18 protein-coding genes are annotated in these 19,370 nt (G+C 75.4%); 7 read left to right on the plus strand and 11 right to left on the minus strand.

All coding sequences use genetic code 11. The features are described 5' to 3' along the window. Positions 1–105 precede the first annotated feature (105 nt). From ABEA77_RS01760 to ABEA77_RS01775, 4 genes are all read left to right on the plus strand, one after another. Positions 106–1,710, plus strand: coding sequence for an FAD-dependent monooxygenase (locus tag ABEA77_RS01760; protein WP_345640140.1), 1,605 nt, complete (start codon positions 106–108; stop codon positions 1,708–1,710). A 47-nt stretch (positions 1,711–1,757) separates the two neighbouring features. Continuing rightward, a complete protein-coding gene (locus ABEA77_RS01765; protein WP_309544753.1) occupies positions 1,758–1,829 on the plus strand; it encodes a putative leader peptide in 72 nt (23 codons plus the stop codon). A gap of 110 nt (positions 1,830–1,939) precedes the next feature. Continuing rightward, complete coding sequence (locus tag ABEA77_RS01770; RefSeq protein WP_345640141.1) at positions 1,940–2,503, plus strand: cupin domain-containing protein; 564 nt, start codon at positions 1,940–1,942, stop codon at positions 2,501–2,503. Further along, positions 2,500–2,907 carry a rhodanese-like domain-containing protein gene (locus ABEA77_RS01775; RefSeq protein WP_345640142.1) on the plus strand — a complete coding sequence of 136 codons (408 nt, stop codon included), beginning with the start codon at positions 2,500–2,502 and terminating at the stop codon, positions 2,905–2,907. Before ABEA77_RS01770 ends, ABEA77_RS01775 begins: the two co-directional genes overlap by 4 nt. 92 nt (positions 2,908–2,999) lie before the next feature. Here the strand turns inward: ABEA77_RS01775 and recX are convergent, their stop codons facing one another. Both recX and recA read right to left on the minus strand, forming a co-directional pair. Further along, positions 3,000–3,620 (minus strand): recombination regulator RecX, encoded by a 621-nt coding sequence (gene recX / locus ABEA77_RS01780; protein WP_345640143.1) that lies wholly within the window; start codon positions 3,618–3,620, stop codon positions 3,000–3,002. Positions 3,621–3,627: 7 nt separating this feature from the next. Next, positions 3,628–4,770, minus strand: coding sequence for a recombinase RecA (gene recA / locus ABEA77_RS01785; RefSeq protein WP_345640145.1), 1,143 nt, complete (start codon positions 4,768–4,770; stop codon positions 3,628–3,630). Between the two features lie 131 nt (positions 4,771–4,901). Here recA and ABEA77_RS01790 point away from each other — a divergent pair, with 131 nt between their 5' ends. Continuing rightward, positions 4,902–5,768, plus strand: coding sequence for an aldo/keto reductase (locus tag ABEA77_RS01790; protein WP_345640146.1), 867 nt, complete (start codon positions 4,902–4,904; stop codon positions 5,766–5,768). Positions 5,769–5,827: 59 nt separating this feature from the next. On the opposite strand, the gene ABEA77_RS01795 is transcribed toward ABEA77_RS01790, so the two are convergent. The 3 genes from ABEA77_RS01795 to ABEA77_RS01805 form a co-directional block, all read right to left on the minus strand. Beyond that, the gene (locus ABEA77_RS01795; protein ID WP_345640208.1) at positions 5,828–6,781 is read right to left on the minus strand and encodes a dihydroxyacetone kinase subunit DhaK; all 954 of its coding nucleotides are present in this window, start codon (positions 6,779–6,781) and stop codon (positions 5,828–5,830) included. A gap of 100 nt (positions 6,782–6,881) precedes the next feature. Further along, positions 6,882–7,622: a dihydroxyacetone kinase subunit DhaL gene (gene dhaL / locus ABEA77_RS01800; RefSeq protein ID WP_345640147.1), complete on the minus strand. Its 741-nt coding sequence runs from the start codon at positions 7,620–7,622 to the stop codon at positions 6,882–6,884. Between the two features lie 238 nt (positions 7,623–7,860). Further along, positions 7,861–8,955 carry a GAF domain-containing protein gene (locus tag ABEA77_RS01805; RefSeq protein WP_345640149.1) on the minus strand — a complete coding sequence of 365 codons (1,095 nt, stop codon included), beginning with the start codon at positions 8,953–8,955 and terminating at the stop codon, positions 7,861–7,863. On the opposite strand from ABEA77_RS01805, the gene ABEA77_RS01810 reads away from it, so the two are divergent. Beyond that, positions 8,930–9,520 (plus strand): hypothetical protein, encoded by a 591-nt coding sequence (locus ABEA77_RS01810; RefSeq protein WP_345640212.1) that lies wholly within the window; start codon positions 8,930–8,932, stop codon positions 9,518–9,520. The two genes, ABEA77_RS01805 and ABEA77_RS01810, sit on opposite strands and share 26 nt — an antisense overlap. A gap of 19 nt (positions 9,521–9,539) precedes the next feature. On the opposite strand, the gene ABEA77_RS01815 is transcribed toward ABEA77_RS01810, so the two are convergent. The 6 genes from ABEA77_RS01815 to ABEA77_RS01840 all read right to left on the minus strand — a co-directional run bounded on the left by ABEA77_RS01815 (position 9,540) and on the right by ABEA77_RS01840 (position 14,693). Beyond that, a complete protein-coding gene (locus ABEA77_RS01815; RefSeq protein ID WP_345640151.1) occupies positions 9,540–10,850 on the minus strand; it encodes an aldehyde dehydrogenase family protein in 1,311 nt (436 codons plus the stop codon). A gap of 110 nt (positions 10,851–10,960) precedes the next feature. Then, positions 10,961–12,157: an AI-2E family transporter gene (locus ABEA77_RS01820; protein WP_425588185.1), complete on the minus strand. Its 1,197-nt coding sequence runs from the start codon at positions 12,155–12,157 to the stop codon at positions 10,961–10,963. A gap of 233 nt (positions 12,158–12,390) precedes the next feature. Further along, positions 12,391–12,585, minus strand: a complete 195-nt coding sequence (locus ABEA77_RS01825) for a DUF3046 domain-containing protein (protein WP_345640155.1) — start codon at positions 12,583–12,585, stop codon at positions 12,391–12,393. 27 nt (positions 12,586–12,612) lie between these two features. Next, complete coding sequence (locus ABEA77_RS01830) at positions 12,613–12,921, minus strand: AzlD domain-containing protein (RefSeq protein WP_345640157.1); 309 nt, start codon at positions 12,919–12,921, stop codon at positions 12,613–12,615. Continuing rightward, positions 12,918–13,709 carry an AzlC family ABC transporter permease gene (locus ABEA77_RS01835; RefSeq protein WP_425588179.1) on the minus strand — a complete coding sequence of 264 codons (792 nt, stop codon included), beginning with the start codon at positions 13,707–13,709 and terminating at the stop codon, positions 12,918–12,920. Before ABEA77_RS01835 ends, ABEA77_RS01830 begins: the two co-directional genes overlap by 4 nt. Positions 13,710–13,718: 9 nt before the next feature. Next, complete coding sequence (locus ABEA77_RS01840; protein ID WP_345640158.1) at positions 13,719–14,693, minus strand: AraC family transcriptional regulator; 975 nt, start codon at positions 14,691–14,693, stop codon at positions 13,719–13,721. Between the two features lie 46 nt (positions 14,694–14,739). Between ABEA77_RS01840 and ABEA77_RS01845 the strand changes: the two genes are divergently transcribed. Beyond that, complete coding sequence (locus tag ABEA77_RS01845; RefSeq protein WP_345640160.1) at positions 14,740–19,368, plus strand: ATP-dependent helicase; 4,629 nt, start codon at positions 14,740–14,742, stop codon at positions 19,366–19,368. Positions 19,369–19,370 lie beyond the last annotated feature (2 nt).

Here is a 19,370-nt window from a genome sequence, read left to right on the forward strand (position 1 = left end):
TCGCTTGACGCGGGAACCCCCAGTCGGTTGCATACGTTCTGTGATCACGCACCGGGCGGTAGCCGCCACTGACCGCAAGACCGTTCGGTCCCGAGAGGCGGCCCCGTGGACCCGGTGATCGTGGTCGGCGCGGGCCCGGTGGGGCTCACGCTCGCCCTGGCCCTCGCGGCGGCGGAAGTCCCGTCCGTCGTGCTGGACGAGACGGACGGCGAGGAGGACAGGCGGGCCGCGCGCACCGTCGTGCTCCGACCCGACACCGCGGCCCTGACGGCACGTCTCGGCTGCGCCACTCTCCGTGACGAGGGGGCGCGGTGGGAGGGGTGGCGGCTGATGCGGCGCAAGCAGCTCGTGCGCACGCTGCCGCTCGGCGCCGAGGGCTTCCCCTCCCCCGTGCACATCGCGCAGCACGCGCTGGTGCGCGGGCTGCGCGCGGCGGCCTCGAAGACGTCTCTGGTGAAGGTGGTCGCGAACAGCCGCCTCGACACCCTGGAGCAGGACGGCTCGGGCGTCACGGCGCACCTCCGCGGCCCCGGGAAGGCGTACTGGCGCGGCAGCTATCTGGTGGGGTGCGACGGCGCGCGGTCCACGGTCCGCAAGCTGCTCGGCGTCCGCTTCCCCGGCCGTACGGCCGTCGAGCGGTACGCGGTGGCCGCGCTGCGCGCGGAGCTGCCGTGGCCGCGCGAGGCGGTCCTGCACCGACAGCCGCCCTGGCGCACCGGGGGCGAGGAGGTCGCGGCCCGGCCGCTCCCCCGCGGCGGGTGGCGGGTCGACTGGCTGCTGCCGTCGCGCGGAGAGCTGGTCACCCCGGACGCGCTGGTGACCCGGGTCCGGGAGGCGCTGGCGGGCTGGTGCGGCGAGACCCCGCCGTACGAGCTGCTCGACACCGGCGTCCACACCGTCCACCACCGGCTGGCGCAGCGGTGGCGGGTCGGGCGCGCGTTCCTCGCGGGCGAGGCGGCGCACCTGCTCGGCGCGGTCGGCACCCAGGGGCTCGACGAAGGGGTGCGGGACGTCGACAACCTGGCGTGGAAGCTGGCGCTCGCCCGGCACCACGGCCCGGGGCAGGCGCTGCTCGACAGCTACCAGGCGGAGCGGCGCACCGCGGTCGCCGCGCGGCTGCGCGCGGCGGACCAGTCGCTGCCGATACTGCGCGGCGGGGGCGGCCTGCGGGGGCTGCTGCCCGGCTCCGCGGGCAGCAGGGAGGCACTGCTCGCGGACGGCCACCTGGGCCAGGGGCCGCTGGGCGCGCCGCCCGCCTACCCCAACTCGCCGCTGGCGCCCGCCTGGACGGACGGGGCCGCGGACGTCGGCACGGCGCCGGGCGCGCCGGTCACCGATGTGCGGGTGACGGCGCCCGACGGCACGGCGGGGCGGCTGCGGGAGCGTCTGGGCCGCGGCAGGCTGCTGGTGGTGCTGGTGGCGCCGGGCACCGCGGTGTGGGACCGCCGTCACTGGGTGACGGCGGGGGTGATGCCACGGCTGGCCGCGGCCGTCGACGGCCTGCCGATGGACGCGGAACTCCTGGTCGCGGAGGCCTACCCGGGTGCCGCCGCCCACCATGTGCTGGTCGTACGGCCCGACGGACACCTGGCGGCCGCCTTCGCCGGCGTGCGCCCCGCCCAGCTGCGGGCAGCCGCGGACGCGGTACGCGGCGGGGAGCCGTCGAACGCCCGCGCGGACGCGGGGGGCCGTACGGCCCCCGCCAATTGACCGGAGCGGACACGCGTGGTGTACTCCGGATCGTGACCGACACCTGTGTGCGCCTGTGGCGGAGGGTCCATATGGACCTCGTCCGCTATGCGGGCTGCGTGTGTCGCCCCTCCTGCTGATTCGCCTTCTTCTGCACTCCTCGCGCACCGCGCCGCACTGCCCTGCCCGTACGCGGGGCGCCCGGCGGCGGCCCCCGCGCGTACCGCGAACTCTTCTCCAGGACGGCGCCATGTCTGTTTCCGCATCCCCCGCTCCCTCGTCCGACCCCGCCGCACCGGCCCGCACCACCGCGAAGCCCGCGGGCCCCTCGGCGGCCGAACTCCTCGCCTTCGTCCGTGCGACGGCCGCGGACGAGACGCTGGTCTCCTCGCTGCCGCTCGACCCCGAGGGCCGTACGTGGATCCGCCTCGAAGGTCCCGCGGGCAGCGAGGCCTGGCTGATCGGCTGGCCGCCCGGCACCGGCACCGGCTGGCACGACCACGGCGGCTCGCACGGCGCGTTCGCCACGGCTGCGGGCGCCCTCAAGGAGGACTCGCTGGCCACCCGGCTGCCCACCGAGGGCTGGAAGACCCTGGAACTCGCCGAGGGCGTGGACCGCGAGCGGGTGCTGGAGGCAGGTGACGGGCGGGCGTTCGGCGAGCACCATGTGCACGAGGTGCGCAACGAGTCGGGCACGCGGCACGCCGTCTCGGTGCACGCCTACTACCCGCCGCTGCCTCTGATGCGCCGCTACAGCAGGACCGGCCAGGTGCTGCGGCTCGAAGAGGTCGAACTTCCCGAGGAGTGGCAGTGAGCGCAGCGGCAGAACCCGCGGGCCCCGCGTCGGTCGACGAGGTGCTGGAGCGGGCCAGGGCGGGTCTGGACAGGGTCGGCCCCGACGAGGCGCACCGCGCGGTCGCGCGGGACGGGGCGCTGCTCGTCGACATCCGCTACCAGCGGCAGCGGGAGCGCGACGGGGTGATCCCCGGTGCCCTCCAGATCGAGCGCAACGAGCTGGAGTGGCGCCTCGACCCGCAGGGCAGCCACAGGGTCCCGGAGGCGAAGGACCACGACCGCAGGATCGTGCTGTTCTGCAACGAGGGCTATGCGTCGTCGCTGGCGGCGGCCTCTCTCAGGCAGCTCGGCCTGCACCGCGCGACGGACCTGGTGGGCGGTTTCCAGGCCTGGCGCGCCGCGGGCCTGCCCGTCACCCCCTGACACCCACGACCCGCTCCGCGCGGGCCCGGCCCCCGGGCTCGCGCGCCCGTCCGCCGGCCCCGCACCGGCCCTCGCGAGTGCGCGCGGCGGTGTCAGTCCGGGAAGGCCTCGTCCAGGCCTTCGGTGTCCTCCCCCTCTTCCTCCAGCGCGCGGCGCACCACCCGCAGCGCCAGGCCCTGGCCGTAGCCCTTGCGGGCGAGCATGCCGACCAGGCGGCGCAGGCGGCGGTCGCGGTCCAGGCCGCGGGTCGAGCGGAGCTTCGCCGTGACCAGGTCGCGCGCCGTGGCCTCCTCCCGCTCCGCGTCGAGCTGTCCGACGGCCTCGTCGATGACCGCGGACTCGACCCCCTTCGTCCGCAGCTCCCGGGCGAGCGCGCGCCGGGCGAGCCCCCGGCCGTGGTGGCGAGATTCCACCCAGGCGCCCGCGAAGGCGGCGTCGTCGATCAGCCCCACGTCCTCGAAGCGGGAGAGGACCTCCTGCGCCACCTCGTCCGGGATCTCCCGCTTCCGCAGCGCGTCCGCGAGCTGCTTGCGCGTGCGCGGCATGCCGGTGAGCTGGCGCAGGCAGATCGCCCGCGCGCGCTCTGCCGGGTCCTGGGGCGGCGGCTCCGCCCCGGCCCTCGACGGGTCGGAGCCGCCGCCCGGCCGTGCTGTCCGTCCCCGCTTTCCGCCCCGGCCGCCGGGCCCGGCGCGGAAAGGCTCCTCCTCGGGCACGGACGGGTCAGCTCTTGGCCGCCGCGGCCTTGGCCGTCTTGGCCTTGCCCGCAGACGTGGCCGTGACCGCTCCGGTCGCCGGCGCGGGCACCGCCTTGGCCGCGTCGACCGCGGGGGCCGCCGGCTCGGCAGCGCTCTCCGACGACTCCTCAGGCCGGACGCCGACCCCCAGCTTCTCAAGGATCTTCTTCTCGATCTCGTTCGCCAGGTCGGGGTTGTCCTTCAGGAAGTTGCGCGCGTTCTCCTTGCCCTGGCCGAGCTGGTCGCCCTCGTACGTGTACCAGGCGCCGGCCTTGCGCACGAAGCCGTGCTCCACGCCCATGTCGATCAGGCCGCCCTCGCGGCTGATGCCCTGCCCGTAGAGGATGTCGAACTCGGCCTGCTTGAACGGCGGGGCGACCTTGTTCTTGACGACCTTGACGCGGGTGCGGTTGCCGACCGCCTCCGTGCCGTCCTTGAGCGTCTCGATGCGCCGGATGTCGAGGCGGACCGAGGCGTAGAACTTGAGGGCCCGGCCACCCGTCGTGGTCTCGGGCGAGCCGAACATCACGCCGATCTTCTCGCGGAGCTGGTTGATGAAGATCGCCGTCGTCTTCGACTGGTTGAGCGCGCTGGTGATCTTCCGCAGCGCCTGGCTCATCAGCCGGGCCTGGAGGCCGACGTGCGAGTCGCCCATCTCGCCCTCGATCTCCGCGCGCGGCACGAGCGCGGCGACGGAGTCGATGACGATCAGGTCGAGCGCGCCGGAGCGGACGAGCATGTCCGTGATCTCCAGCGCCTGTTCGCCGTTGTCCGGCTGGGAGAGGATCAGGTTGTCGATGTCGACGCCGAGCTTCTTCGCGTACTCGGGGTCGAGCGCGTGCTCCGCGTCCACGAAGGCGACCGCTCCGCCGGCGCGCTGGGCGTTCGCCACGGCGTGCAGGGTGAGGGTCGTCTTGCCCGAGGACTCCGGGCCGTACACCTCGACGACGCGGCCGCGGGGCAGCCCGCCCACGCCGAGCGCCACGTCGAGCGCGGTCGAGCCGGTGGGGATGACCTCGATCGGCTCATTGGGCCGCTCGCCGAGGCGCATCACCGCGCCCTTGCCGAACTGCCTCTCGATCTGAGCGAGTGCGGCGTCGAGCGCCTTCTCGCGGTCCGTACCTGCCATGGGTTCCACCCGATTTGCTTGAGTCGATCGCTTCACGTCAATGACGCTATCCCCTGCCACTGACAATGGGTCCCGACGACCGGCAGAGCCTGTGGCGCCAGCACCCCCATAAGAATGGATGTTCGATTTTGATGTCAAGCGCACCACGCGGCACCCGCAGCACTCTCTCCCTCGGCGGCACCCTGGAGGTCCCCCGCGTCGGCTTCGGTGCCATGCAGCTGCCGGGCCGCTGGGGCGGTGCGCTGCGCTCCGCCGAGGAGTCGGCCGCCGTCGCCCGCAGGGCCGTGGAGCTCGGCGCCCTGCACATCGACACGGCGGCCTTCTACTTCGCGGGCGGCGTCCGCGCCAACGACATCCTGCGCCGTGCCCTGCACCCGTACACCGACGGCGTCTCGATCGCCACCAAGGTCGGCCCGATCCGCAACCCCGAGGGCGAGATGGTCGGCGAGGCAGGACCCGGCCAGCTGCGCACCGCCGTGCGGCAGAACCTGGAGGAGCTCGGCCTCGACGTCCTCGACCTCGTGTACCTGCGGGTGGGCAGGCCCAGCGGCACGGGCGCGCCGCTGGGCGACCGCTTCGCCGCGCTCGCCGAGCTGCGCGACGAGGGGCTGATCCGGCACCTGGGCGTCAGCAACGTGACGGGCCCCCAGCTCGCGGAGGCGCGCGCGATCGCGCCGGTGGCCGCCGTGCAGAACCGCTACGGGGTGCTCGACAGGGAGGACGACGGGCTGGTCGACACGTGCGCGGCCGCCGGGATCGCGTTCGTCCCGTTCTTCGCGCTCGGCGGCGCGGGCGGCTCGCTCGCCGACGACCGGCTCGCCAAGGTCGCGGAGCGGCACGGCGCGACGCCGCACCAGGTGGCGCTCGCCTGGGGCCTCGCGCGTTCGCCGTGGATCGTGCAGATCCCCGGCACGGCCTCGCTCGCGCACCTGGAGGAGAACATGGCCGCGGCCGGCCTCGCCCTGACCGAGGAGGACATGGCGCTGCTGGCCGCGTGAGGCGCGCCGCCCGCCGCGGCCGGCGCGCCGGGAGCGCGCACCGGCCGCCGCCCCGCGGCTCAGAAGACGCGGATCGCGGTGCTCGCCGGGTCCTCGGGCAGTCCGGTGATCTCGTCGTCCAGCCGTACGAGGGTGATCGAGCAGCCCGCCATGTCGAGCGAGGTGCAGTACTCGCCGACGTAGGAGCGGCCCACCGCGATGCCCCGGTCGGCGAGTTGCCTGTAAGCCAGGCCGTAGACGAGGTACAGCTCGCCGATCGGGGTGCCGCCGAGGCCGTTGGCCATCAGCGCGACCCGGTCGCCCGGGGCGAACGGCAGGTCGTCGGCGGCCGCGGTCACCAGCTCGGCCACGATGTCCCTGGCGGGCGCCGGCTTCTCCCGCCGTCTGCCGGGCTCTCCGTGGATGCCGACGCCCATCTCGATCTCGTCGTCGGGCAGGTCGAACAGCGGTGAGCCCTTCGCCGGCGGGGTGCACGCGGTCAGCGCCATGCCCCTGGTGCGGGTGACGGAGTTGACCTTCCCGCCGATCCGGTACACCTCGTCCAGGTCGGCGCCGCGCTCGGCGGCGGCCCCGCACGCCCTCAGCACGAAGAAGTTGCCCGCGACGCCCCTGCGGCCGACCGTGCAGGTCGAGTCCTGGACGGACACGTCGTCGTCGATGAAGAGGGTGCGCACGCGCACGCCGTCCGCCTCCGAAAGCTCCTGCGCCATCTCGAAGGCCATCCGGTCGCCGGTGTAGTTGTTGACGAGCAGCAGGACGCCCTTCGGGGAGGCGACCAGCTTGACCGTCTCGTACACGTAGTCGGTGGGCGGCGCGGAGAACACGTCGCCGGGGCGGGCGGCGTCCAGCATGCCCCTGCCCACGGACATCACGTGCGCGGGCTCGTGTCCCGAGCCTGAGCCCTGGACGAGGGCGACCTTGTCCACGTCCGGCGCGTCGGACCGCATGATCAGGTTGAACTCGGGGACGTACCGCAGGCTGTCCGGGTTGGCGAGGGCCGGCCCCTCCAGCATCTCGGGCACCTAGTCCTTGGGGTCGTTGACGAACTTCTTCATCGGGGCGCTCCTGGGTCTCGTCGTCGAGGTGGGGCTGCCGGGGTCGGGGGGGGTCGGCTCAGGTGCGTCCCGGCCACGCGTCGGCGACGCGTTCCGCCATGACGGCCACGGCGACCGCGCCGGCGTCGGGCGAGCCGACGCTGCGCTCGCCGGTGTAGCTCGGCCTGCCGTGCATGGCCTGCATCGCCGTGGTGGCGTCGGCCGCGGCCCGCGCCGCGGACGCGGCGACCCGCGCCAGCTCGGCGGGGGTGCGGGCGGGGACGGCCGCGGCGCCGTCCACCTGCCTCTCCAGCGCGTCCGTCATCGGGATCAGCGCGTCGAGCAGGGTCTTGTCGCCGAGGTCGGACTTGCCGCGCACCGTGATGCCCTCGATCGCGGCCCTGAGCATCGCCACCGTGTCGCGCGCGGTGAGGCCGGCGAGCGCCGCCCGGTCGTTCACCGCGGACGCGGCCCGCAGGAACGCGGTGCCCCGCAGGGGCCCGGAGGTGCCGCCCACGCGCTGGGAGATGATCAGCGCGACCCTCTTCAGGAACTGGGCGGGGGTGGTGCGGTCGAGGCGGTCCCAGTCCGCGAGGACGATCTCGAAGCCCCGCGCGAGCGAGTAGCCGAAGTCGCCGTCACCGACGACCGCGTCGAGGTCGCAGAAGTACCCGTTCGTTGTCCACGGCCGTCCTCGCCATGGTCCAAACGACGTGTTCGAGGTCGCTGTCTTTCTGCGGCATGTCCCTCTGCATCTCCTGGATCGGTCGGGGCTGTGGCCGGCCCGCGGCCACGCGGCGCGACGCTCAGGCGCGGCCACGCACGGCCCCCCTCCCCCGCAGCGCCGCCAGGTCCGCGAGCCGTACGAAGGGCTCGGGGCGCAGGCCGAGCGGGTCGGCCCGCACCTCGGTGACGGTGCCCCCGGGGGGGGCGGGTCGCCGAGGGAGGAGACGACGAGCGAGGCGCCGGTGAAGTCCTCCTGCGCGGTGTAGGCGCTGGTCGTGACGGTGCAGCCGACTTGGTCAGCGCCTCCTGGGCGAGCCGCAGGGCCGCGCCGCTCAGGTCGGGGTCGAGCGGCCCGGGCTCGCCCGTGACGACGAGATCCGTGCGGACCGGGGCCGTGGAGCGCACCCAGTCGAGCTCGACGGCGAGCGCCTCGTCGAGGGAAGGCAGGTCGAGCAGTGAGGGACCGAGGCCGAGGAGGTGCGCCGGGTCTCGCGCAGCGCCGCGCGGGCGGCGGTGCGGGCCGCGTCCAGACGGCCGCCGGGGTCCTGGACGGCCGCCGCGTCCATAGGGGTGATGATCGAGCCGAGGGCGCGGGCGACGGTGTCGTGCACGTCCCGCACCACGCGCTCGCCCTCCGCGCCCACGGCGAGCCGCCTGGCCCGCTCCTCGGCCTCGCGGTGCAGGCGCGCGTTGGTGATGGCGACGGCGGCGTGCCGGGCGAACAGCCCGAGCAGGTCCACGTCCTCTCCGGTGAAACGGGTCGCGGGGTCGGTGCTGAAGACGACGCAGACGCCGATGATCGCGCCGCGCCACTCGATGGGGACGGCGACGGTCGCGTGCAGCCGCTCCCGGTCCGCCGGGTCGACATGGCCGCCGCGCACCTCGCTGTAGCTGTCGAAGACGCAGGGGCCGCGGCGGGCGACGACGACGCCCGTCGCGCCCTCGGCCAGCGGGAACACCCGGCCCTCCTGGCAGCCGACGCCGAGGTCGGCCTCCTTGCGGCAGGTGCCCGCCCGCTCGTCGACGGTGCTGACGGAGCCGGCGACCGCCCCGAGCAGCGCGACGGCCCTGCGCAGGATCCGGTGGAGCAGGGGCTGGAGCGCGAACTGTCCCGCGAGGTCCTCGACGGCGCCGCTCAGGGCGTCGAGCTGGGCGTCCGTACCGGCACGGCCGGCGCGGACGCTCCGTACGGGCTCACCCGCTGAGCCCGCCCACAGATCCCATGCGATCAGCCTAACGGCGCCGCACGCTCCCCGCCCCGGCCGTGACGGGAGGGTGGCGGGCCTCCGCCGCGCCGGCGGCCGCGGCGCGCTTCCGTGTGGATGCGGCGTGCGGCCGCCCGGGGCACACTGCCAGGACGTAAAGGCCGACGCCGACGCGTCCCGGCCCGAGGAGGCAGTCGTGCCGAGGCCAGCAGTACCCCGCACACCGGCCCTCATACCGGCGCTCGCGCTGGGCGGTGCCTGGTGGTGGGCGGTGGTGCGGCTGGTCCTTGCCCCCGAGCGCACCGGCGCCGTGGAGCGGGTCGTCGTGGCGGGCGGCTGGGGGCTCAGCCTGCTCCCGGTGCACGTCGCTTCCAGGTCGGCGCCGGCCGAGCGCGCGGAGCGCGAGCGCCGCAGACGGGACAGGGCGCGCGCGCCGGGCGAGCCCGGCTTCGAAATGCCGTACACGCCGTACGAGGGCGGGTACGGGTACGGTCCAGCGGACTACGGGGGGTACGCGGCCCCCGAGGGCGAGGCGTACGGGTACGGCCCCCGGCAGTACGGCTGCGGGCCCGGCAGACCGTACGGCGCGGAGCCGTACCCGTACGGTCCCGGCGCCTGGGCGCCCGGAGCGCCGCCGTACGGCCCCGGGCCCGGGGCATCCGGGGAGCCGCCGTACGAGGCCGGCCCCGACGAGCCGTACCCGTACCCGTACGAGAGTCCCGGCCCGTACGACGCCCCCGGCGATCCGGAGGACGGCGGGGAGCACGGTCCGCCGGGCGCGCGCTGAGCGGCGGCGGCTCGGGTTCTCAGACGGTGCCGGGGGCCGCGAGGACGGCCTTGCGGTGGCTGAACGTCTCCATCGAGTACGGGCCGTGGTAATTGCCCATGCCGCTCTCTCCGACACCGCCGAACGGCAGGTCCGGCACGCCGAGGTGGGCGACCGGGGCGCCGAAGGTGACGGCGCCCGACGAGGTCTCGGCGAGCAGCCGGTCGCGGGTCGTGGCGGAGCCCGTGAAGGCGTACAGGGCGAGCGGCTTGTCGCGGGCGACGATGAACGCGATGGCCTCGTCGAGCCCCGGGACCTCCACGATCGGCAGGATGGGACCGAAGATCTCCTCGCGCATCACCGGCGCGTCGGGCGAGACGCCGGTCAGCACGGTCGGGGCGAGGTAGCGCGTGGCGCGGTCCCGGCCGCCGCCGACCGCCACCGTGCCGGAGTCCAGCAGGCCGCTCAGCCGGTCGAAGTGGCGCTCGTTGACGATCCGCCCGTACGCGGGCGACGCCGCGGCGTCCTCGCCGTGGACGGCGCGGATCTCCGCGGCGAGCGCCGCCACCAGGCGGGGCGCGGTGCCCGGGTCCGTGAGGACGTAGTCGGGCGCGACGCAGGTCTGGCCCGCGTTCATGTACTTGGTGGCCACGAGGCGGGTCGCCACCTCGGCGAGGTCGGCGTCCCGGTCGACGAACACCGGTGACTTGCCGCCCAGTTCGAGCGTGACCGGGGTCAGGTGCTCGGCCGCGGCCCGCATCACGACGCGGCCCACGGCGCCGTTGCCCGTGTAGAAGATGTGGTCGAAGCGCTGTGCGAGCAGGGCCGTGGTCTCCGGGATGCCGCCCTCCACGACGGCGACCGCGTCCCGGTCGAGGAAGTGGGGGACGAGCCGGGCCAGCAGCGCGGAGGTGGCGGGGGCCAGCTCGCTCGGCTTGACGAGCACGCAGTTCCCCGCGGCGAGGGCGCCGGCCAGCGGCGCGAGGACGAGCTGCGCGGGGTAGTTCCACGGGCCGATCACGAGGACCACGCCGAGCGGTTCGAGGACGCTCCAGGCCGTGGAGCCCGCGAGGCGCTCGGGGACCGGCGCCGGCGCGGGCCGGGTCCACGCGTCGAGGTGGGCGAGCGCGTGGTCGATCTCCCGCACGGTGAAGGCGACCTCGGTCCTCACCGCCTCCTCCTCGCCCTTGCCGAGGTCTGCGTGGAGCGCGGCCACGAAGTCGCCCCGGTGCTCGGTGAGCAGCGCGCGCAACGCGGTGAGCTGCCGCGTCCGCCAGTCGTTGCCCTGGGTGCGGCCGGTGCGGAACGTGGCGCGCAGCCTGGCGGCGGTGTCGGTGACGGGATCGGACACGAGTGGGGCGCTCCTTCGGGGATGTCATGTTTTCTGCGTCTCGTGAGGTTCAGACCGTTCGCACAACGAACCAGCGGGACGGCCTCATCCGTCCCTGGCGGCGGGGTATCTCACACTCCGGACCGGTCGTCGGGGCCGCTCCCCCGGCGCCGCCGGTCCAGCAGCCTCCCGCGCAGGGCCCGTACGCCCCGGGGCAGCGGGCCGTCCGGCCCGGCTGCGCCGCCGTGCCCGGCCTCCCCGCCCGTGCGGGGGCCGCGGCTGCCGGGGACGGACGGCTCGTCGAGCACGTCGTAGCGCCGCACATAGGCCCCGAGGAACGCCTGGAGCGTGGCGACCGCGGGAATGGCGATGATCGCGCCCACGGCGCCGAGCAGCGCGGTCCCCGCGATCACAGAACCGAAGGCGACCGCCGGATGGATGTCCACGCTCTTGGCGGTGAGCTTCGGCTGGAGCAGGTAGTTCTCGAACTGCTGGTAGACCACGACGAAGCCGAGGACCCACAGCGCGTACCAGGGGTTGACGGTGAACGCGACCAGCATCGGCAGGGCGCCCGCGAGATAGGTGCCGATCGTCGGCACGAACTGCGAGATCAGCCCCACCCACACGCCGAGCACCGGCGCGTACGGGATGCCGAGGATCTGGAGCAGCACGTAGTGGGCGACGCCGGAGACCAGGGCCATCAGCCCGCGCGAGTAGAGGTAGCCGCCGGTCTTGTCGACCGCGATCTCCCAGGCGCGGCGCACCTCGGCCTGCCGGGCCGGCGGCAGCACGGAGCACAGGGCGCGGCGCAGCCTGGGGCCGTCGGCGGCGAAGTAGAAGGAGAAGAGGAGGACCGTCAGCAGCCGGAACAGCCCGCCGAGCACCGTCGTGGAGACGTCGAGCACGCCGCTCGCGCTGTTCTGCACGTACCGCTGGAGCCAGTCCGAGTGGAGCAGGCTGTCCTGGATCTGGAGCCGGGAGAGGCTGGTGTGGAAGTGGCCGTTGGTCCAGCTGATCACCGAGTCCAGGTACTGCGGGAAGTCGTCGATCATCTGCGTGATCTGGCCGGCGAGCATCGAGCCGAGCATCACCACGAAGCCGGCGCTGAACGCCACGACGCCGAGGAAGACCAGGAACGTCGCGAGCCCCCTGCGCATGCCGCGCGCCGCCATCCTGCTCACGGCGGGCTCGACGGCGAGCCCGAGGAAGAAGGCGATCAGCACGTTGATCAGCAGTCCGACCAGCTGGTGGAAGGCCCAGGTGCCGAGTTGGAAGCAGGCGTAGAGCCCCAGCACGAGCACGGCGGCGCGGGGCAGCCAGCGCGGCATGCGGGCGCGGCCGTCCGAGGGCGGTGGTGCGGTCTGGGAGGAGGTCAGGGGCGCGGCGGTGCCAGGCGCGCTCTCGTCTGTTGGTGCCACGGTGCAAGTCTCGCCCACCGGCGGGGCGAACCCGGCACGCACTGATCACGAACCGGACGCAGATTCCCGCACCGCACCGCCCCTCCGGGGCCCGACGCGCCTCGGTCGGCACGGTGCCCGCCGGACTCGCGCGGACCGGCGGTTCACCGGTGTTCCTCCGGGATCGCCATCGCCTCGCAGACGGCGCGCCAGACGTCCTTCGCGTCCCAGCCGGCGGCCAGGGCCTCGTGCACCGTGCGGCCGCCGAGTTCGGACATCACATGGTCGCGCGCGAAGGAGTCGGCGTAGGCGGGGCCGAAGTGCCCGGCCATCCGCTCCCAGAAAATCGTCAACCGCATGCGCCCCAGTATCCCGCCGGCGGCCGGTCAGCCGCCGAGCGCCCTGACACCCGCGGTGACCACGACGGCCGCCGCGACCACCACGAGGAACGGCGCCCTGAGCACCAGCGCGAGCGCCGCCGCGCCGAGCCCCGCCGCGCGGGCGTCCAGCACGAGGTGGCTGCCGGTGCCGAAGGCCTGCTGCGCGGTGAGCGCCGCGAGCAGCGCCACCGGCAGCAGGGCCGCGAGCCGCCGTACGAGCGGGCGCTCCAGCGCCCCCGCGGGCACCAGGAGTCCCAGCAGTTTCACGAGGTAGCAGCCCGCCGCGGTCACCCCGATCGCGATCCAGACGTTCACGCGCCGCCTCCCTCTTCCGGTCCCCGCCCGCGCCGCCCCGCCCCCGGCCGCGATCCGCGTCCGCGCACCGCGCGGAACCCGAGCACCGCGGGCGCGGCGAGCGCCGCCGCCAGCACCGGGACGCCCGCGGGCAGGACGGGCAGCAGCCCGAGGCCCAGCACGACGGCGAGCCCGGCGACCGCCCGCTCTGTCCCGGTGCGCAGCATCGGGGCGAGGAGCGCGAGGAAGACGGCGGGGCCCGCCGCGTCCAGCCCCCAGGCGGAGGTGTCGCCGAGCGCCCTGGCCCCGAGCGCGCCCGCCCAGGTGGTGAGGTTCCACAGCGCGTACAGCGTGGCGCCTGTGACGGTGAAGCCGATCCGGGCGCCCCGCCGGTCCTTCCGGGTGAGCGAGACCGCGGTCGTCTCGTCGATGACCCAGTGCGCGGCGAGCGGCCGCACCGCGCGCGGCAGCCGCAGCAGTTGCGAGAGCCGCAGGCCGTAGAAGGTGTTGCGCACGCCGAGAAAGAGTGCGCCCGCCGCGGCGGCGAACGGCCCGGCGCCGCCGGCGAGCGCGCCGACCAGCGCGAACTGCGAGGCGCCCGTGAACACCAGCAGGCTCAGCGCGCACGCCTGCCCCGCGGAGAGCCCGGCGCCCGCCGCGGTCACGCCGAACGCGAAGCCGGAAAGGCCAACGGCCACACCGACACCGAGCGCGTCCCGTACGACGGCCGCTTCCCCACGGGCCTCGGCACCCTGCGGGTCCTGGGGCCCCGGCGGCCGGGGCGGGGCGTGTTCCTGTGCTCGTTCCACGCCCGCACGCTACGGGCGCGGGCCCCGCGTGGTCTTGTACGTTCTTGCGACCGCGAGGCGTTCGCGCCGGTAGGCGCCCGGCGGCACGCCCACGATGCGGCTGAAGTGCCGGTTGAGGTGCGGCTGGTCGCTGAAGCCGACTTCGGCGGCCGTGTCCGCCGGCGCGTGCCCCGCGTCCAGCAGCCGCCGCGCGGCCCGCACCCTGGCGTCGGTGAGCCAGGCGTGCGGCGGCATCCCGTACGCCTCCTTGAAGGCACGCAGCAGCGGGAAGGGGCGGGTGCCCACGGCGTCCGCGAGCTCCGCAAGCGACGGCGGGTCCGCGAGCCGCTCCAGCAGGACGGACCGGGCGCGCGCGGCGGCCAGGGCGCCGGCGCCGCGCACGGTGCGCGCGGGCAGCCGGCCGCCGTTGCTGCGGATCAGCCGGGTCACGACGGTCCGCAGCAGGGTGTCGGCGGCGAGCGCGTTGCCCTCGTCGGCGGCGCGCAGCACCCCGTGCACAAGACGCGCGGTGCGCGCGTCGTCGAGCACCGGCGAGACGAAGCCGGGCGTGCCGCGCAGGACTGTCGTCTCCGCCGCGATCGCGGCGACCACGTCGGCCGAGGGGTAGAGCGCCCCGTACCGCCAGCCCCCCGGGTCCTTGGCGAAGCCGGTGTGCGGCGTGTCCGGGTTGATCAGGGCGAGCCCGCCGGGCCCCGCGTAGCGGTCGGTGCCGCCGTGGTGGAAACCCTCGACGCCGTGCGAGATGGCGGCGATGACGTAGGTCTCGTGGGTGTGGCGCAGGAACGTCTTGCGCACGTAGCGGGCCCGCAGCAGGTCGACGCCCGGCAGGTCGGGGTAGAGCCAGTGCCGCGCCTCCTCGCGCCCGGCCGCGCCGGGGCCCCGCGTGGGCACCGGCCCGTCTGCGGTGGGCCCGTCCGCGGTGGGCCCGTCCGCCGCTCCGCCGTCTCCCGGCCCGCCCGCCGCGAGGCCCGTACCCGTTCCCATCACTCGATTCTGCGGTGTTGTCAGTGGCGGGGTGCACGATGGGGGCATGGCAGGCAGTGCGCTCGACTCGTTCTCCCCCGCGACCCGCGGCTGGTTCTCGGGGGCCTTCTCCGCGCCCACGGCGGCGCAGGACGGCGCGTGGCGTGCGATCGGCGAGGGCGCGGACGTGCTGGTGGTGGCGCCGACGGGCTCGGGCAAGACGCTCGCCGCGTTCCTCGCCGCGCTGGACCGGCTGGCGTCGGTGCCGCCGCCCGCCGAGGCGAAGAAGCGCTGCCGCGTGCTGTACGTGTCACCGCTGAAGGCCCTCGCGGTGGACGTGGAGCGCAATCTGCGCAGCCCGCTCACGGGCATCAGGCAGGAGTCGGTGCGGCGCGGGCTGCCCGAGCCCGACATCCGCGTCGGCATCCGGTCGGGCGACACGCCCGCCGCCGACCGGCGGTCCTTCGCGACCCGGCCGCCGGACATCCTGATCACGACGCCCGAGTCGCTGTTCCTGATGCTGACCTCCTCGGCGCGGGACGCGCTGGCCGGGGTGGAGACGGTGATCCTCGACGAGGTGCACGCCGTGGCGGGCACCAAGCGCGGCGCCCACCTCGCCCTGTCGCTCGAGCGCCTGGACGAGCTGCTGCCCCGCCCGGCCCGCAGGATCGGCCTCTCCGCGACGGTGCGCCCCGTGGAGGAGGTGGCGCGCTTCCTCTCCCCGCAGCGGCGGGTGGAGATCGTGCAGCCGCCCTCGGGCAAGGCGTTCGACCTGTCGGTGGTCGTGCCGGTGGAGGACCTCGGCGAGCTCGGCGGCCCGCCCGCCGGCGGCGGCGAAGGGCCCGCGGGCGGCGACAAGCCGTCGATCTGGCCGCACGTCGAGGAGCGCATCGCCGACCTCGTCCAGGCCCACCGCTCGACCATCGTCTTCGCCAATTCGCGGCGCCTCGCGGAGCGCCTGTGCAACCGGCTCAACGAGATCGCGTACGAGCGCGCCACGGGCGAGGCGCTGCCCGCCGACCACTCGCCGGCGGAGGTGATGGCGCAGGCGGGCGCGGCCCAGGGCGCGCCACCGCTGCTGGCCCGCGCCCACCACGGGTCGGTGTCGAAGGAGCAGCGGTCCCAGGTCGAGGAGGACCTGAAGGCGGGCCGCCTGCCCGCGGTGGTGGCGACGTCCAGCCTTGAGCTCGGTATCGACATGGGGGCCGTGGACCTGGTCGTGCAGGTCGAGTCGCCGCCGTCCGTCGCCTCCGGGCTCCAGCGGGTGGGGCGCGCGGGACACCAGGTGGGCGCGGTCTCCACCGGCGTTGTCTTCCCCAAGTACCGCGGCGACCTGGTGCAGGCCGCGGTGGTCACGGAGCGCATGCGGGAGGGGGCGATCGAGGCGCTGCGGGTGCCGGCCAACCCGCTGGACGTGCTGGCGCAGCAGCTCGTCGCGATGGTGGCGCTCGACACCCGGCAGGCGGACGACCTGCTGGCGACGGTGCGGCGGGCAGCGCCGTTCGCCTCGCTGCCGGAGTCCGCGTTCACCGGGGTGCTCGACATGCTGGCGGGCCGCTATCCGTCGGACGCGTTCGCCGAGCTGCGCCCGCGCGTGGTGTGGGACCGCGTCGCGGGCACGGTCACGGGCCGGCCTGGCGCGCAGCGCCTCGCCGTCACCTCGGGGGGCACGATCCCGGACCGCGGCCTGTTCGGCGTCTTCCTCGCGGGCGCCGACCCGAAGAAGGGCGGCGGCCGCGTCGGCGAGCTCGACGAGGAGATGGTCTACGAGTCCCGGGTGGGCGACGTCTTCACGCTCGGCACGACCTCGTGGCGGATCGAGGACATCACCCGCGACCGGGTCCTGGTGACGCCCGCGCCCGGCGCGCCTGGCCGGCTGCCGTTCTGGAAGGGCGACCAGCTGGGCCGCCCGCTGGAGCTGGGCCGCGCGGTCGGCGCGTTCCTGCGCGAGGTCGGCGCGCTCGGCGAGGAGGACGCCAGGCTGCGGCTGATGACGGCGGGCCTCGACGCCTGGGCCGCGGGCAATGTCCTGTCGTATCTGGACGAGCAGCGCAGGGCGTGCGGGCACGTGCCGGACGACCGGACGATCGTGGTGGAGCGGTTCCGCGACGAGTTGGGCGACTGGCGGGTGGTGGTCCACTCGCCGTTCGGCGCGCAGGTCCACGCCCCGTGGGCGCTGGCGCTCGGCGCCCGCCTCGCCGAGCGGTACGGGATGGACGCGCAGGTGATGCACGCGGACGACGGCATCGTGCTGCGCCTGCCCGACGCCGACCTGATGGGCTTCGACCTGCTGGACGCGGACCCCGCGGCGGCGGAGGCGACGTACGACGGCGAGCAGGCTCCGATCGGGGCGGGCGACGTGGCGTTCGACGCGGGGGACGTGAGCGGCGTCGTCACGGACCAGGTCGGCGGCTCCGCGCTGTTCGCGGCCCGGTTCCGGGAGTGCGCGGCCCGTGCGCTGCTGCTGCCGCGCCGCAATCCCGGCAGGCGGACCCCGCTGTGGCAGCAGCGCCAGCGGGCCGCGCAGCTGCTCCAGGTGGCGAGTGAGTTCGGCTCGTTCCCGATCGTCCTCGAAGCGGTCCGCGAGTGCCTGCAGGACGTGTTCGACGTGCCGGGCCTCACGGAGCTGATGGGCGACATCGAGGCGCGTCGGGTCCGGCTCGTGGAGGTCACGACGACGGAGCCCTCGCCGTTCGCCCGCTCGCTCCTCTTCGGCTATGTCGCGCAGTTCCTGTACGAGGGCGACTCGCCGCTCGCGGAGCGCAGGGCCGCCGCGCTCTCGCTTGATTCCCGGCTGCTTGCCGAGCTGCTCGGCCAGGCCGAGCTGCGGGAGCTGCTCGACCCCGGGGTGCTGGCCGAGCTGGAGCGCGAACTCCGGTGGCTGACGGACGACCGGCGGATCAAGGACGTCGAGGGCGTCGCGGACCTGCTGCGGGTGCTCGGCCCGCTGACCGACGCGGAGCTCGCCGAGCGGGGCGCGGAGCCCGGCTGGGCGGCGGAGCTGGAGGCGGCGCGGCGCGCGATCCGGGTGCGGATCGCCGGGTCCTGGCACTGGGCGGCGGTCGAGGACGCGGGCCGGCTGCGGGACGCGCTGGGCACGGCGCTGCCTGTCGGGGTGCCCGAGGCGTTCACGGAGCCCGTCAAGGACCCGCTGGGCGACCTGCTCGCCCGGCACGCCCGCACGCACGGGCCGTTCACCTCGGCCTCGGCCGCGGCGCGCTTCGGCCTCGGCACGGCCGTCACGGACGGCGCCCTGCACCGTCTTGCCGCGGCCGGCCGGGTCGTGCAGGGCGAGTTCCATCCCGAGGGCATCGGCCAGGAGTGGTGTGACGCCGCGGTGCTGCGCCGCCTCAGGCGCAGGTCGCTCGCCGCGCTGCGGGAGGAGCTCGAACCGGTCGCGCCCGCGGCGCTCGCGTCGTTCCTGCCGCAGTGGCAGCACCTGGGGGCCCACCGGCTGCGCGGCGTCGACGGCCTTGCGCGCGCCGTCGAGCAGCTCCAGGGCGCCGCGGTCCCGGCGTCCGCGCTGGAGCGGCTCGTCCTGCCGTCCCGGGTCGCCGGCTACACGCCCGCCCTGCTGGACGAGCTGACGACCACGGGCGAGGTGCTGTGGGCGGGCGCGGGCGCCCTGCCCGGCAAGGACGGCTGGGTGGCGCTGTATCCGGCGGACTCGGCGCCGCTGCTGCTGCCGCCCGCGCACCCGCTGGAGCTCACCGCGCTGCACGAGTCCGTCCTGACGGCGCTGAGCGGCGGCTACGGCCTGTTCTTCCGGCAGATCGCCGAGCAGGTGCGCGCCACCACCCATCCGGACGCCACGGACCCCCAGCTCGCGGACGCCGTCTGGGATCTGGCCTGGTCCGGCCGGCTCACCAATGACACGCTGGCGCCGCTGCGGTCCTTCCTCGGCTCGGGGCGTACGGCGGGCTCGACGGCGCACCGCGCCCGCAGGCCCGTCCCCCGCGGCCGGTACGGGGCGCTGACGGCCGCCGCGCGGACCGCGTCGCGCGCGGGCCCTCCCACGGTGAGCGGCCGCTGGTCGCTGCTGCCCGGCCGGGAGCAGGACCCCACGCACCGGGCGCACGCGCTCGCGCACGCCCTGCTCGACCGGCTCGGCGACCTGACGCGCGGCGCGGTCGCCGCGGAGGGCGTCGAGGGCGGCTTCTCCGCGGTGTACCGCGTGCTGTCCGCGTTCGAGGACAGCGGGCAGGCGCGCCGCGGCTATGTGGTGGAGGGCCTCGGCGCCGCGCAGTTCGCGATGGACGGCTCCGTGGACCGGCTGCGGGCCGCGGCCACCGCGCGGGAGCGGACCGCCGGGTCGCCCGAGCCGCAGGCGGTGGTGCTCGCGGCGGCCGACCCGGCGAGCGCGTACGGCGCGGCCCTTCCGTGGCCGGAGCCGCCGGAGGGCGCGCACCACAAGCCGGGCCGCAAGGCGGGCTCGCTGGTCGTGCTGGTCGACGGCGAGCTGACGCTGTACATGGAGCGGGGCGGCAGGACGCTGCTGTCGTGGGCGCCCGATCCCGATTCACCCGCGCTGCGTGCGGCGGCCGGGGCGCTGGCCTCGGCGGCCTCGGCGGGCGCGATCGGCACGGTCACCGTGGAGCGGGTGAACGGCGCGGCGGCCCTCACCTCGCCGTTCGCCGGGGCGCTGGAGGCCGCGGGCTTCCACGCGACGCCGCGCGGCCTGCGGCTGAGGGCGTGAGG

The sequence above is a fragment of the Streptomyces tremellae genome (assembly GCF_039540215.1).
GTDB classification, from domain to species: Bacteria; Actinomycetota; Actinomycetes; order Streptomycetales; family Streptomycetaceae; genus Streptomyces; species Streptomyces tremellae.